Source organism: Azotobacter chroococcum, from assembly GCF_004339665.1.
Taxonomy (GTDB): Bacteria; Pseudomonadota; Gammaproteobacteria; order Pseudomonadales; family Pseudomonadaceae; genus Azotobacter; species Azotobacter chroococcum.
The window spans coordinates 82,284-95,369 of the sequence record NZ_SMMU01000008.1 but is presented as its reverse complement, the minus strand read 5'-3'; the positions used below and the strand labels follow the sequence as shown (position 1 = coordinate 95,369).

General features: G+C 66.6%; 13 protein-coding genes. 6 read left to right on the top strand and 7 right to left on the bottom strand.

All coding sequences use genetic code 11. The features are described 5' to 3' along the window. Positions 1-29 precede the first annotated feature (29 nt). Positions 30-965 carry a LysR family transcriptional regulator gene (locus EV691_RS09485; protein ID WP_131302719.1) on the bottom strand — a complete coding sequence of 312 codons (936 nt, stop codon included), beginning with the start codon at positions 963-965 and terminating at the stop codon, positions 30-32. Positions 966-1,070: 105 nt separating this feature from the next. Next, positions 1,071-2,066, bottom strand: coding sequence for a ribonuclease T2 (locus EV691_RS09480; RefSeq protein ID WP_131302717.1), 996 nt, complete (start codon positions 2,064-2,066; stop codon positions 1,071-1,073). Positions 2,067-2,445: 379 nt separating this feature from the next. On the opposite strand from EV691_RS09480, the gene EV691_RS09475 reads away from it, so the two are divergent. Beyond that, a complete protein-coding gene (locus EV691_RS09475) occupies positions 2,446-3,204 on the top strand; it encodes a carbonic anhydrase (protein WP_131302715.1) in 759 nt (252 codons plus the stop codon). 138 nt (positions 3,205-3,342) lie between these two features. Here the strand turns inward: EV691_RS09475 and EV691_RS09470 are convergent, their stop codons facing one another. Further along, on the bottom strand, positions 3,343-4,146 hold the full coding sequence (locus EV691_RS09470; protein WP_131302713.1) for a SirB1 family protein: 804 nt from the start codon (positions 4,144-4,146) through the stop codon (positions 3,343-3,345). A 124-nt stretch (positions 4,147-4,270) separates the two neighbouring features. On the opposite strand from EV691_RS09470, the gene EV691_RS09465 reads away from it, so the two are divergent. From EV691_RS09465 to EV691_RS09450, 4 genes are all read left to right on the top strand, one after another. Further along, a complete protein-coding gene (locus EV691_RS09465) occupies positions 4,271-5,290 on the top strand; it encodes a Leu/Phe/Val dehydrogenase (protein WP_131302711.1) in 1,020 nt (339 codons plus the stop codon). Between the two features lie 133 nt (positions 5,291-5,423). Beyond that, entirely contained in the window at positions 5,424-6,512 is a 1,089-nt protein-coding gene (gene pdhA / locus EV691_RS09460) for a pyruvate dehydrogenase (acetyl-transferring) E1 component subunit alpha (RefSeq protein ID WP_131302710.1), read from the top strand. Then, complete coding sequence (locus tag EV691_RS09455) at positions 6,505-7,491, top strand: alpha-ketoacid dehydrogenase subunit beta (RefSeq protein ID WP_131302708.1); 987 nt, start codon at positions 6,505-6,507, stop codon at positions 7,489-7,491. The genes pdhA and EV691_RS09455 overlap by 8 nt, the downstream gene beginning before the upstream one ends. 18 nt (positions 7,492-7,509) lie before the next feature. Then, entirely contained in the window at positions 7,510-8,613 is a 1,104-nt protein-coding gene (locus EV691_RS09450) for a dihydrolipoamide acetyltransferase family protein (RefSeq protein WP_131302706.1), read from the top strand. A gap of 95 nt (positions 8,614-8,708) precedes the next feature. Here EV691_RS09450 and EV691_RS09445 read toward each other — a convergent pair whose 3' ends face one another. The 4 genes from EV691_RS09445 to EV691_RS09430 all read right to left on the bottom strand — a co-directional run bounded on the left by EV691_RS09445 (position 8,709) and on the right by EV691_RS09430 (position 12,237). After that, the gene (locus EV691_RS09445) at positions 8,709-10,220 is read right to left on the bottom strand and encodes a tripartite tricarboxylate transporter permease (RefSeq protein WP_131302704.1); all 1,512 of its coding nucleotides are present in this window, start codon (positions 10,218-10,220) and stop codon (positions 8,709-8,711) included. A gap of 21 nt (positions 10,221-10,241) precedes the next feature. Continuing rightward, positions 10,242-10,736 carry a tripartite tricarboxylate transporter TctB family protein gene (locus tag EV691_RS09440; RefSeq protein ID WP_131302702.1) on the bottom strand — a complete coding sequence of 165 codons (495 nt, stop codon included), beginning with the start codon at positions 10,734-10,736 and terminating at the stop codon, positions 10,242-10,244. 1 nt (position 10,737) lies between these two features. Further along, complete coding sequence (locus EV691_RS09435) at positions 10,738-11,697, bottom strand: Bug family tripartite tricarboxylate transporter substrate binding protein (RefSeq protein ID WP_131302700.1); 960 nt, start codon at positions 11,695-11,697, stop codon at positions 10,738-10,740. 324 nt (positions 11,698-12,021) lie between these two features. Beyond that, on the bottom strand, positions 12,022-12,237 hold the full coding sequence (locus EV691_RS09430; protein WP_131302698.1) for a DUF3509 domain-containing protein: 216 nt from the start codon (positions 12,235-12,237) through the stop codon (positions 12,022-12,024). 272 nt (positions 12,238-12,509) lie between these two features. Here EV691_RS09430 and EV691_RS09425 point away from each other — a divergent pair, with 272 nt between their 5' ends. Further along, positions 12,510-13,010, top strand: a complete 501-nt coding sequence (locus EV691_RS09425) for a phosphate-starvation-inducible protein PsiE (RefSeq protein WP_131302696.1) — start codon at positions 12,510-12,512, stop codon at positions 13,008-13,010. Positions 13,011-13,086 lie beyond the last annotated feature (76 nt).

Sequence of the window (13,086 nt, the reverse complement as noted above, 5' to 3'; positions counted from 1 at the left end):
CTCGGGGCCGACGCCGAGCCTTTCGAGGGTCAGGCCCAGTAGGCCGCGTCGTCGAGGATTTCCTGGTCCTGGGCGAAGGCCCGCGGCAGCTCCTCCTTGAGCAGCTCGATCCAGGTGCGGATCTTGGCGTCGAGGAAGCTGCGCGAGGGATAGAGCGCGTAGATGCTGCGCTGGTGCAGCTGGTATTGCGGCAGCAGGCGCTTCAGGGTGCCCTGACGGAGGGCCTTGGCGGCGACGAAGCTGGGCAGCAGGCAGACGCCCATGCCGGCCGCCGCAGTCTGGGCCAGCGCCTCCGCGACGTTGACCTGGAAGTGGTCGCCGGGGCGCACGATCAGCTCGGCATCGCCGTCCTGGAACACCCAGCGGTCGGGGAACAACGGATCGACCAGGCGCAGGCAGCGGTGCTCGTGCAGGTCCTGGGGGGTCTTCGGGGCGCCGTGCCGTTCGAGATAGTGCGGCGCGGCGCAGACCACGCTGTGCAGATCGCCCAGGCGCTGGGCCACCAGATCCGAATCGGGCAGGTCGCGGGACAGGGTGATGACCACGTCGTGGCCTTCCTCGAGCAGGTCCGGCGTGCGCTGCGACAGGGTCAGTTCCAGGGTGACCTCGGGATAGAGGTTGGTGTAGTGCGCCACCAGCGGCGCCAGCTGCAGGGTGCCGAGGCTGGTGATCGAGTGCACGCGCAGGCGGCCGCGCGGCGTCAGGTGCGCGCCGCTGGCCTCGACGGCGGCGTCGTGCACCTCGGCGAGGATGCTCCGGCAGCGCTGCAGGTAGCGCTCGCCGGCTTCGGTCACCGCCAGGCGGCGGGTGGTGCGGTGCAGCAGGCGCGCCTGCAGGCTGGCCTCCAGATCGGACACCAGGCGCGACACCTGGGCGTTGGAAAGCTGCAGGGAGGTGGCTGCGGCGGTGAAGCTGCCGCTGTCCACCACCCGCACGAAGGCGCGCATCGCTTGCAGGATATCCATGACTGCTACTCCGGGACGGGAAACAGGCCGATTATGCGCAAAGCCGCTGCGCTTGTTGCCTTGAAAATCGGTCAAGAATCGCCGGCGACGGCCTTTTCCGTCCGTTCAGCGTCCGCTCTGCTCGATCAGGATGCGTTCCTGGCTGCATTCGCCCGGGACGGCGCTGCGCGTCCTGGGTGGTTGCGGACCGATCAGCCCGGCGAGGGTCGGGCCTTCCCGGAAGTCCACCGGCAGCCGTACCTGGATCTCGTGGAGGCGGTTGCCGGTGCACAGGAAGCTGAAGCTGTTGGGGGCATCCGGATGGGTGCGCCTGAGGATGTCCTGCAGTTTGCGGCGTTCGACGCTCTGGCCGATGTTCGCCCGGATGTACTGACCGAGTTCCGAATCGTTGACCGTGCGTACCGCGGTCACCGCCTGGCGGAAATACGCATCGTCGTCCATATGGGTCTGGCAAGTGCCGTGTTTCTTCCATTCGTAGTTGCCGAAGGCGTTCTCGAAGTGGAAGTTCGGCATCCAGGGTTTGATATAGGAAAGTGTCTCTTCGCTGAGCTGGATGTCCGTTCTAGAGCAGTTGCCGTAATTCTTGCCGCATTCTTTCTTGTTCGGCCAGAGTCCGTGCAGGGTGAAGTGGGCGATATTCAGTTCGCCACTGTCCAGAGCCCGGCACTCGGGTTTCTGTTTGCTCTTGCTTTTATCCAGCTTGTGTTCGCAGAACCCCGGCTGCCAGGTAACGGCCAGTACGTAGCTGTCCTGCAGGCCCGGGGTCTGGCAGATGCCGGCGGACTGTTGCCGGGGTTCGCGGCCGGCCGGTTTCGCCTGCGCCATGTCCTTGACCGTACCGCAGGCTTTCGGCACCCAGCGCAGCGGTTCGGCGATGCCGGGCATCTCGATCCGCAGCCACTGGTAGTCCCGTTCGTCGATCTCGCGAACCCGGTATTCGCGGCCGCTTTCGGTCTTCGCCGCACCGGGGTTGGTCTGCTTGCGGAACGACAGGTAGGCCTCGCAGTTCTGGCTGGCGACGAAGGTGCCGGAGGCGGGCTGGCTGGCCCAGGTGGTGCCGGCCAGCAGGCAAAGCAGGAGAGGCAGTGCGGATCTTTTCATGGGGATTTTGTTACTTTTTATTGCTGGAAAATAAAATAAGGTGTCTACGCCGGGGATGCCGGATATATCGATGGCAAGGTCGCAGGTATGTCGAGATGTTACAAAGTTTGTTTAAATGTTTCCTTTGAAAAGGCCAATGCTACAATTGTGCCACTATAACAAGGCCGGCTGATGGAATGGATTTCCTTTTGCTACCGGTCGCGCCGGGACAGGTATCTTCTTCTGTAGTTTCACTACCAAGGTCGTCGACGAAAGTTGCCTGCGCCGTTACTTCGCATGAAGTTCCGGCGGCATTCGGCTGCGCGTCTTTCGGCTTTCGAAAAGGTTCCCGGCAAGTTGCAACACTCACGATCACTACGAAAAAACAACAAGGTCATCCATGAAAAAAGTCATTGCCGCACCGGTTCTGCTCGCGCTGGCCATTTCCAGCGCCGTCGCCTCCGAAGGCCATCACGGCAAGCCGCACTGGACCTACGAGGGGCATAGCGGCGCCGAGCAGTGGGGCAACCTGCACAGCGACTACGCGACCTGCAAGCAGGGCCAGGCCCAGTCGCCCATCGATATCCAGCATTCCGCCGTCGCCGCAGCCGAGCTGTCGCCCATCGGCTTCGAATACACGCCGAGCGCAGCGAAGGTCGCCAACAACGGGCACACCGTGCAGATCGATTTCGATGCCGCCGGCCACATCAAGTTGGGCGAGGAGAGTTTCCGCCTGCACCAGTTCCACTTCCATACTCCCAGCGAGGAGCGGGTGAACGGCGAGCACTATCCGATGGTCGCCCACATGGTGCATCGCAGCGACGAAGGCGAGCTGGCGGTGGTGGCCGTGCTGTTCAAGGAGGGCGGGAAGCACGAGGCGCTGGACAAGGTGTTTGCCGCCATGCCGGACGAGGCCCATGCCAAGGCCGAACTGGCCGAGGCCTTCCATCCGGCCCACCTGCTGCCGGAGGAGCAGGACTACTACCACTACATCGGCTCGCTGACCACGCCGCCGTGCACCGAGGGGGTCCGCTGGCATGTGCTCAGGCAGCCGGTGGAGGTTTCCGCGGAGCAGATCGCCGCGTTCAAGCAGCTCTATCCGATGAATGCCCGCCCGGTGCAGCCGCTCAACGGCCGCGCGGTGCAGGCCCGCTTGTAATCCGGGGTTCGGGGACGGCCGGGCAGGTCCGCGCCACGACGCCTTCGGCCGTTTCCCGCTCCCTCCGGCCGGCACGCCTGTCCGGCCTGCCTCCGCATTCTCCGGCGAGCCTGGCCTCGTCCACGCCTTTCCAGGCGCTCAATGCAGCGCCGCCACCACTTCCACCTGGCGCAGGCGCTGGCTCAGCTGCAGGCGCTCGGCCGGGTTGTCGCAGAGCAGCAGGGCGCGCTGCAGGTCGAAACGCTCGCCCTGGGGGCATTCGAGTTGCTGGTAGAGCTCGGCGCGGGCGAGGTGGTCGGCGACGCTGGGCGGCCCGAGCAGCAGGACCCGCTCGGCGTCCTTCAGGGCGGCCAGCGGATCGTCCTCCTGGCGGTGCAGCTGGCGCAGCTGGCGCGACAGCTGCTGCAGCAGGCTGTGCGCGGCGCAGGGCTGCAGGTGGCGGCTTTCGAGCTGCACCGGCGCGCCGGGCTGGCGCAGCAGCAGCTCGCGGCAGTCGCGGTTGTACAGGCGGCGGCCGCTGAGGGGATCGAGCAGGTGGTCGGCGTTTTCCATGCGCAGCAGGATCTGGCCGGGGAAGTCCACGCCGTACAGGGGGATCTCCAGGCGCCGGGCGATTTCCAAGGCGATCAGCGCCAGCGCCAGCGGATGGCCGCGGCGCTTCTCCAGCACCCCGTGCAGCAGCAGGGCATGCGGGCGCAGGGGCAGGTGGCCCTCCTCGTGGAAGCCCAGATCGTGCAGCAGGCGCAGCAGCGGCTGGCCCAGCTCCCGCGCCGGCAGGCCGGGCAGGCCGCTGGCGACCTGCTGCGCCAGGCCGCCGAGGTCGCGCAGGACGAGTTCGGGACGCAGCGCGGGGTCGTGCTCGGTGGCGATCCACAGGGCCGCCTCGAAGAGGGCCGGCGGGTCGCGTTGCAGGCAGGCAAAGCAGGCTTGGCGCGAGTTCATGGGCATACTCCACTACTTGTCCTGTTTTTAGCCGCTGCGGGACGATCCGTCCAGAGCGCGCCGGCCGCTGTATTCCGGGGGCCGCGCCTATACTCAGGGTGAACAGCAGCAGGGGAGTATCGCCATGTTCGCCCTGATGAAGGCCGCCCGGCTCGAGGCATTGCATCTGGCGCGGGATCCCGTCACCGGCCTCGAGGCCATCGTCGCCATCCACAACACCCGCCTCGGCCCCGCGCTCGGCGGCTGCCGCTTCCTCGACTATCCCGACACCGAAAGCGCCGTGCGCGATGCCCTGCGCCTGGCCCAGGGCATGAGCTACAAGGCCGCGCTGGCCGGGCTGGAGCTCGGCGGCGGCAAGGCGGTGCTGATCCGGCCGCCGCACATCGGCGATCGCTGCGCGCTGTTCCAGGCCTTCGGGCGCTTCATCGACTCCCTGGGCGGCCGCTACATCACCGCCGTCGACAGCGGCACCTCGAGCGCCGATATGGACTGCATCGCCTGCCAGACCCGGCATGTCACCAGCACCACCGACGAGGGCGATCCCTCGCCGCATACCGCCGAGGGGGTGTTCGCCGGCATCCGCGCCACGGCCCAGGCGCGCCTCGGCTGCGAGGAGCTGGAGGGCCTGCGCATCGCCGTGCAGGGCCTCGGTCATGTCGGCTATGCGCTGGTCGAGCGGCTCGCCGCGGCCGGCGCCGAACTGCTGGTCAGCGACCTCGACCAGGGTCGCGTGCAGCAGGCGGTGGAACACCTGGGCGCGCGCCCGGTGGCCAGCGACGCACTGCTCTGCGAGCCCTGCGACATCCTGGTGCCCTGCGGGCTGGGCGGCATCCTCAACGCCGAGTCGGTCGGCGCGCTGCGCTGCGCCGCGGTGGCCGGCGCGGCGAACAACCAGCTGGCCGGCCCGGAGGTCGCCGACCTGCTGCAGCGGCGCGGCATCCTCTATGCGCCGGACTACGTCATCAATGCCGGCGGGCTGATCTACGTGGCGCTGCGCCATCGCGGCGAAAGCGACCAGAGCATCGGCGCGCACCTGGGCGGCATCCGCCAGCGGCTGAGCGCCATCTACGCGCGCGCCCAGGCCGAGGAGCGCTCGCCGGCGCGGATCGCCGACGAGGAGGCGGAGCGGCTGATCTACGGCTAGAGTTCAGGAGGCGCAAGCGCCGGGGGGCGCCGCGCCACCCGCGCCTTCGCGACTTTCGACATGCATTTCGTGCACTGCCCGCCGTCACGAGCGGCGGGTTCGGACGCGCCCACAAGGCGCTGAGGAGCCCAGAATGTCACCCGATCTTCCCTATACCCGCTATCTGGCGCCCGACGGCCGCCCGGTGGCCGAGCTGCCCGGCTGGGCCGACGACTTCAACCTGCTGACCCGACTCTACCGGCAGATGGTGCTGACCCGCCTGTTCGACCAGAAGGCGGTGGCCCTGCAGCGCACCGGACGGATCGGCACCTACGCGCCGACCCTCGGCCAGGAGGCCATCGGCGTGGCCATCGGCAGCCTGATGCAGGTCGAGGACGTGCTGGTGCCCTATTACCGCGACACCGCCGTGCAGCTGATGCGCGGGGTGCGCATGGAGGAGATCCTCCTCTACTGGGGCGGCGACGAGCGCGGCAGCGACTTCGTCGATCCGCACGCCGCCCAGGATTTCCCGATCTGCGTGCCGATCGCCACCCAGGCCCTGCATGCCTGCGGCGTGGCCACGGCGTTCAAGGTCCGCGGCGAGCACCGTGTCGCCGTCACCACCTGCGGCGACGGCGCGACCAGCAAGGGCGACTTCCTCGAGGCGCTGAACGTCGCCGGCGCCTGGCAGCTGCCGGTGGTCTTCGTAGTCAACAACAACCAGTGGGCGATCTCGGTGCCGCGGCGCATCCAGTGCGGCGCGCCGACCCTGGCGCAGAAGGCGATCGGCGCCGGCATCCACGGCGAGCAGATCGACGGCAACGACATCCTCGCCGTCTGCGACCGCATGCGCCAGGCCCTGGCGCGCGCCCGCCACGGCAAGGGACCGGTGCTGCTGGAGTGCCTGAGCTACCGGCTGGGCGACCACACCACCGCCGACGACGCGACCCGCTACCGCTCCGCCGAGGAGGTCCGCCAGGCCTGGGAGGAGGAGCCGGTCAGGCGCCTGCAGGCCTTCCTCGCCGCCCAGGGCGTGTGGGACGAGGGCCGCGAGCAGGCGCTGATCGCCGACTGCCAGGCCGAGGTGCAGCGCGCCGTGGAGAGCTTCGAGGCGGCCGGCGTGCAGCCCTTGGGCTCGGTGCTCGACTACGTCTACGCCCGCTGGCCGGCGGCCCTCGCCGAGCAGCGCGAGATGCTCGGGGAGCGGCTGGCCCGGCGCCAGGGAGGCGAACATCATGAGTAACGGCAAATACACCCTGGTGGAGGCGGTCAACCTGGCCCTGCACCGGGCGATGCGCGACGACGACAATGTGGTGGTGCTCGGCGAGGACGTCGGGGTCAACGGCGGGGTGTTCCGCGCCACCCTCGGGCTGCGCGAGGCCTTCGGCTTCAAGCGGGTGCTCGACACGCCGCTGGCCGAGACCATGCTCGCCGGCCTCGCGGTGGGCATGGCCGCCCAGGGCCTCAGGCCGGTAGTCGAGATCCAGTTCATGGGCTTCATCTACGCGGGCGTGGAACATCTGGTGTCCCACGCCAGCCGCCTGCGCAACCGCACCCGCGGCCGGCTGAGCTGCCCGATGGTGCTGCGCACGCCGATGGGCGCCGGGATCCGCGCGCCGGAGCACCACAGCGAGAGCACCGAGGCGCTGTTCGCACAGGTCCCCGGCCTGCGCGTGGTAGTGCCGTCGTCCCCGGCGCGCGCCTACGGCCTGCTGCTGGCGGCCATCGACGACCCCGACCCGGTGATCTTCCTCGAGCCGACCCGGCTGTACCGGATGAACCCGCAGCCCCTGGTCGACGACGGCCTGCGCCTGCCGCTGGACAGCTGCTTCACCCTGCGCGAGGGCCGCGACCTGACCCTGGTCAGCTGGGGCGCCAGCGTCCACGAGAGCCTGCAGGCCGCGAGCGCCCTGGCCGAGCGCGGCATCGACGCCGAGGTGATCGACGTCGCCTGCGTCAAGCCGCTCGATCTCGACACCCTGGAGGCCTCGGTGCGCAAGACCGGCCGCTGCGTGATCGTCCACGAGGCGCCGAGGAGCTGCGCGGTCGGCGCGGAGATCGCCGCCAGCCTCTACGAGCGCGTCCTGCTCGACCTGCACGCGCCGATCCAGCGCGTCGCCGCCCCGGACATCCCACCGCCGCTGTACCGTCTGGAGCAGTTCTACCTGCCGGGCGTCGAGGACATCCTCGCCGCCTGCGAGACGGTGCTGGATTACGCCTGAGGCCAGAGGAGAACGATCATGAGATATTTCAAACTGCCCGACCTCGGCGAAGGCCTGCAGGAAGCCGAGATCGTCGAGTGGCATGTCAGGGCCGGCGACAGCGTGAAGGCCGACCAACTGCTGGTCTCGGTGGAAACCGCCAAGGCCATCGTCGACATCCCGGCGCCCCATGACGGCGTGGTGGCGAAGATCTTCGGCCAGGTGGGCGATCTGCTGCACGTCGGCGAGCCCTTGGTCGGCTACGAAGGGGAGGGCGACGCCGGCACCGTGGTCGGCCGCCTGGAAGGCGGCGCCGAGGGCCAGGCGGACAGCTTCTGCATCGGCGCCGCGCCCTCGACCCGCGAACACCTGGCGCCGCGGGCGACCCCGGCGGTGCGCCAGCTGGCGCAGAAGCTCGGCGTCGAGCTGGCCGGCCTGAGCGGCTCCGGGCCGGACGGGCTGGTCACCCGCGCCGACGTGGAGGCCGCCGCGGAAGGTGCGCGCGAGCGCTTCGGCGGCGAGAAGCTGCGCGGCGTGCGGCGCAGCATGGCGCTCAACATGGCCCGCGCGCATGCCGAGGTGGTGCCGGTGAGCCTGTTCGCCGACGCCGACCTGCACCGCTGGGCGCAGGCCCGCGACCCGCTGGTGCGCCTGGCCATGGCCATCGCCGCCGCCTGCGCCGCGGAGCCGGTGCTCAATGCCTGGTTCGACGGCAAGGGCCTGTCGCTGCGCCAGCACGCCCAGCTCGACCTGGGCATCGCCGTGGACACCCCGGACGGTCTCTTCGTGCCGGTGCTGCGCAACGTCGGCGCGCGCAGCGCCGAGGACCTGAAAGAGGGCATGGCGCGGCTGCGCGCCGACGTCCAGGCGCGCTCCATCCCGCCCCAGGAGATGATGGGCGCGACCCTCACCCTGTCCAACTACGGCACCCTGTTCGGCCGCTATGCCAGTCCCGTGGTGGTGCCGCCGCAGGTGGCTATCGTCGGCGCCGGAACCATACGCGAGGAGCCGGTGGCGGTGGACGGCCAGGTGGCGGTGCATCCGCTGCTGCCGCTGTCCTTGACCTTCGACCACCGCGCGGTCACCGGCGGCGAGGCGGCGCGCTTCCTCAAGGCGCTGGTCGCGGCGCTGGAGCAGCCGTGACTTCTTCCCCACAGCCCAGGCCCTGACGTATCGGCATAATCCGGCAGAACAGCGGCGAAGGCCAGTTGGCTGACGCCGCTGCCCGTCGATGGCGATCAGTCCTGCCCCTGCAGGCGGATACCGCGGGCGTGCAGCAGGGGAGGGACGATCAGGATCAGCAGCGTCAACGCGAGGAGCGCGGCAGAAATGGGTTGCGTCACGAACACGAGCCAGTCTCCCTGGCTGATGGACAGGGCATTGCGCAGCTGCTTTTCGGCCATGGGGCCCAGCAGCATGCCCACGATCACGGGGGCGATGGGAAAATCGAGACGGCGCATCAGTACCCCGAGCCAGCCGATCGCCAGCATGAGCAGGAGGTCGAAGGAAGACTGGCGCATGCCGTACACGCCGATGGTGGCAAACACCAGAATTCCGGCGTTCAGGTAGGGCCGGGGAATCCGGAGAAGCTTGACCCAGATGCCCACCAGGGGAAGGTTCAGGATGAGAAGGATGGTGTTGCCGATGTACAGAGAGGCAACCAGGGCCCAGACCAGCTCTCCTGAGGTCTGGAAGAGCAGCGGACCCGGCTGCAGGTTGTAGTTTTGGAAAGCGGCCAACAGAATCGCGGCGGTGGCAGAGGTTGGTATGCCCAGGGTCAGCAGCGGTATCAGGGAGCCCGTTGCGCTTGCATTGTTGGCCGCCTCGGGGCCGGCAACGCCCTCGATGGCCCCCTCGCCTTGGTTGGCTGCGAACTCTTGCGGATGCTTGCTGAGTTTGCGCTCGGCCGAATAGGACAGGAAAGTCGGAATTTCAGCGCCGCCTGCCGGAATCGATCCGAACGGAAAGCCGATGAGCGTTCCCCGTAGCCAGGCTGGAATCGATCGCTTCCAGTCGGCGCGGGTCATCCATATGGAAGTCAAACGATGCCGGCTGCCCGTTTCTTCCCCTTGGTAGAGCACGTCGTACAGGGCTTCACCGACGGCAAACAGCCCGACGGCAACGAGTACGACCTCGATGCCGTCGATCAGCTCGGGTATCCCCCAAGTGTAGCGGGCAACGCCCGAGAGGGAGTCCAGACCGATCAAGCCGATGGTCAGTCCAAGGCCCAGCGAGGCGAGGCCGCGCAGCATGGAAGATCCAAGCACCGCGGACACGGTCGTGAAGGCAAGCACCAGAATCGCGAAATATTCCGCGGGGCCGAATCTCAGGGCGAAGTCGGCAATGACAGGCGCAAAAAGGGTCAGCAAGACCGTGGCGATCGTTCCGGCCACGAATGAACCGATGGCTGCCGTTGCCAGGGCGGGGCCTGCCCGTCCGTTGCGTGCCATCGAGTTGCCCTCCAGGGCCGTGACCATGGAGGCCGACTCCCCTGGCGCATTGAGCAGAATGGAGGTTGTGGAGCCTCCAAACTGCGCGCCGTAATAGATGCCGGCGAACATGATCAGGGCGCCGGTGGGATCGACCTTGGCCGTGATCGGCAGCAGCAGGGCAATCGTCAGCGCCGGTCCGATACCTGGCAGGACACCGATTGCGGTGCCAAGCAGGCAGCCGATAAACCCGCATAGCAGATTGACCGGGGCAAGTGCAGTGGCGAAGCCTGTGGCCAGGCTCGAGAGGATTTCCGGCATGTTGACCTCCTTGAGCCCGGCTCAAATCCAGGCATTGACGAGAGGCGGAAGGGAAACCCCAAGCCCGATGCTGAAAAGCCAGTAAACAGGTAGTGCCAGAGCGATGCCGATGGCAAGGTCCCGTGCCGGACGGCGACTACCGAACCCATGGGCCGAGCAGGCAAACAGCAGCGCCGCAGCCAGTACGAACCCGATATGCGTGATGAGCAGGGCGGAGATCGCAAGACCCGCGGTAACCCAGGCGGCTCCCGTCTTGCCGCCGGGCAGGGCCTTGGTAACTCTGCCACTGTCGTATGCAGGCTCTCGGGAGCCACCGGTGACAGCCTCAAGGCTTGTCAATACACCTACGATCCCCAGGAACACTGCCACGGCATAGGGATAGACGTGAGCACCCAGAATGGTGAACCCCTTCTCCGCAGGAAAACGGAATGCACCGAACGCCAATACCGCACTCATGAAGATGAGGCTTGCGCCAACCGCCAGGTGTGCCGGCCATACTTTTCGAGGACGGGTCATATCAGAGCAGACCGACCTTGATCAGCATGTCGCGCAGGCGAGAGTGCTCATCTTCAACGAACTTGGCAAAGTCATCGCCACTGATGAAGCTGGGTAGCCATGCATTGGCTTGAAGGCTTTCTTTCCACACGTTTGTGTTGGTGGCGGCCAGGACAGCGTCGGTTACTTCCTGACGTTGTGCAGGCGTGAGGTCGGCTGCGCCATAGACACCGCGCCAATTGTCGATGGTCATGTCCAACCCCTGCTCTTTGAGCGTCGGTGCATCGACACTGGCAATACGGGTGGGCGAGCCGACGGCGAGTACGCGGAACTGATCGGACTCGATGTATTTCGCAAGCTCGGCATAGCCGCCGGTGATCGCCGTGACATGGCCTCCCAGGGTCGCCGCGACGGCTTCGCCCCCTCCGCCGAAGGCGATGTAGTTCACCTTGTCGATTGGAATATTCAGCTTGCCCGCCAATTCGGCGATTCCGATGTGATCCACCGAACCCTTGGAGCCGCCAGCCCATTTGACGTTGGACGGGTTGGCCTTGAATTCGGTCAGCAGGTCGTCCAGCGTCTTGTAGGGGGACGCGTTGCGCACGGCGATCACGTTGTATTCGTTGAAAAGCCGCGCGATCGGCGTCACATGCTCCAAGGTGATCGGCGGCTTGTTCTGTGCCACGGCACCGACCATGACCGCGCCGACGATGAGCAGGGCATTCGGGTCGCCTTTGGTGCTGTTGGCGAATTGCGCCAACCCGAGCGTTCCTCCGGCGCCGCCCTTGTTCTCGAATGTGACCGCTCTTGCCGCCTTGGCCTCGATCAAGGCCTTGCCCAATAGGCGGGCGGTCTGGTCATAACCGCCGCCGCTGGGGCCGGGGACCATGAATTTGACGGTGTCCAGCGCAAGGGCCGATGTAGCGAGCAGGGTGAGGGCTGTGACGGTCAATATACCGAAGCGACGGAGCGAGACGAACATGGGTTGTCTCCAGGCACCAATGATGCATTGATGCTAGGTGAATATTTGTCATCCATTCCAGTTGGGTTTCGACCAATGACCGGGCGCCACTTGGCGAAGGTGCGCCCGTGGACAAGTGTAGGTTAGCGCGTGGAGATTTTTAGCCAGCCTCGACGCGGGAAGGCTTGAAGGCATCAGGACTGCAGTCTTCGTCGACATGTTGAATGGTTCAACCGGCCACGGATCACTGGTTCCGTTCTGCTGGCGCTTTTCCGGCAGTTCGGGACAGGCGGTTCGGAGCTGGCTTGTCAGCGCCGGGGGAGGGTGGCAAGCGGGGGACTTGCCTTATCTCCCGCCCGCCAACTCGCCCTTCACCGCCGCGATGCAGCCTGGCAGCCGGTCCGGGTTCCGCCACTGTTCGGCGTCGATGAGGTGGCGCAGGGCGATGCCCGTGTCGTCGGACAGGGTCATCAGAATGCTGCCGTCGAGGCTTTGCACGCAGAAGTTCACGTTGTAGTCCGCCTGGAAAGCCTCGCTGAGGATCTGGAAAGGGCTGTCCATGGGCGTATTTCCTGCAACAGTGGCTGATGAAAAATGGACCGGCAGCCTGGGGGCAAGTTCGTGTCCCGGCTATCCGACCATTTTCCCGATCAATGACCTTGAGTTTGATTCGACGATTTGCAAAACATGTGCTAGTGCGTTTCGGCGCCGAGCCGTTGATAATGCCCTACGGATCGCGATGACAAACTGGTCTGTTTTCTGCATGCTCCATGCATCCATTCAAGGCTGCCCGCCGGGCCTTCTCCGTCGGGCGCTTACGCGAGGGCTGTAAATTGAAGATCGAAAAAGCTGAAGAGTTGCGGCAGCACATGCATGGGCTGGCCGAGTCGCTGGGCAACCTGCTGGTCGAGGGTTTCCACTACATGGCGCTGTTCGCCATCGGCGGCGTGACGGCCTGGGCGGCGGTGCATGCCTTCTTCGACATGGTGGCGAAGGGGCACATCAGCATCGACGACATTCTCCTGCTGTTCATCTATCTCGAACTCGGCGCCATGGTGGGGATCTACTTCAAGACCAACCACATGCCGATCCGCTTCCTCATCTATGTGGCGATCACCGCGCTGACCCGGCTGATGATCGGCGACATTTCCCACAACCACACGCCCACCTGGGGCGTGGTCATGGTGTCCGGGGCGATCCTGCTGCTGGCCCTGTCGAACCTGGTGGTGCGCTACGCCTCCTCGCGCTTCCCGTCCGAGCAGTCGGACAGCCCGTCGTCGGTGCGCCGGCGCTTCGTGACCTCGAAGGAAAAGACCACCATCACGGCCGAATGATCGGAGCGCCCCGCCCGGAGGCGGGGTGTCGTGCAGGGATGCACGCCTTCTTGCGGTTTTCGCTGCGGCAGCGCCG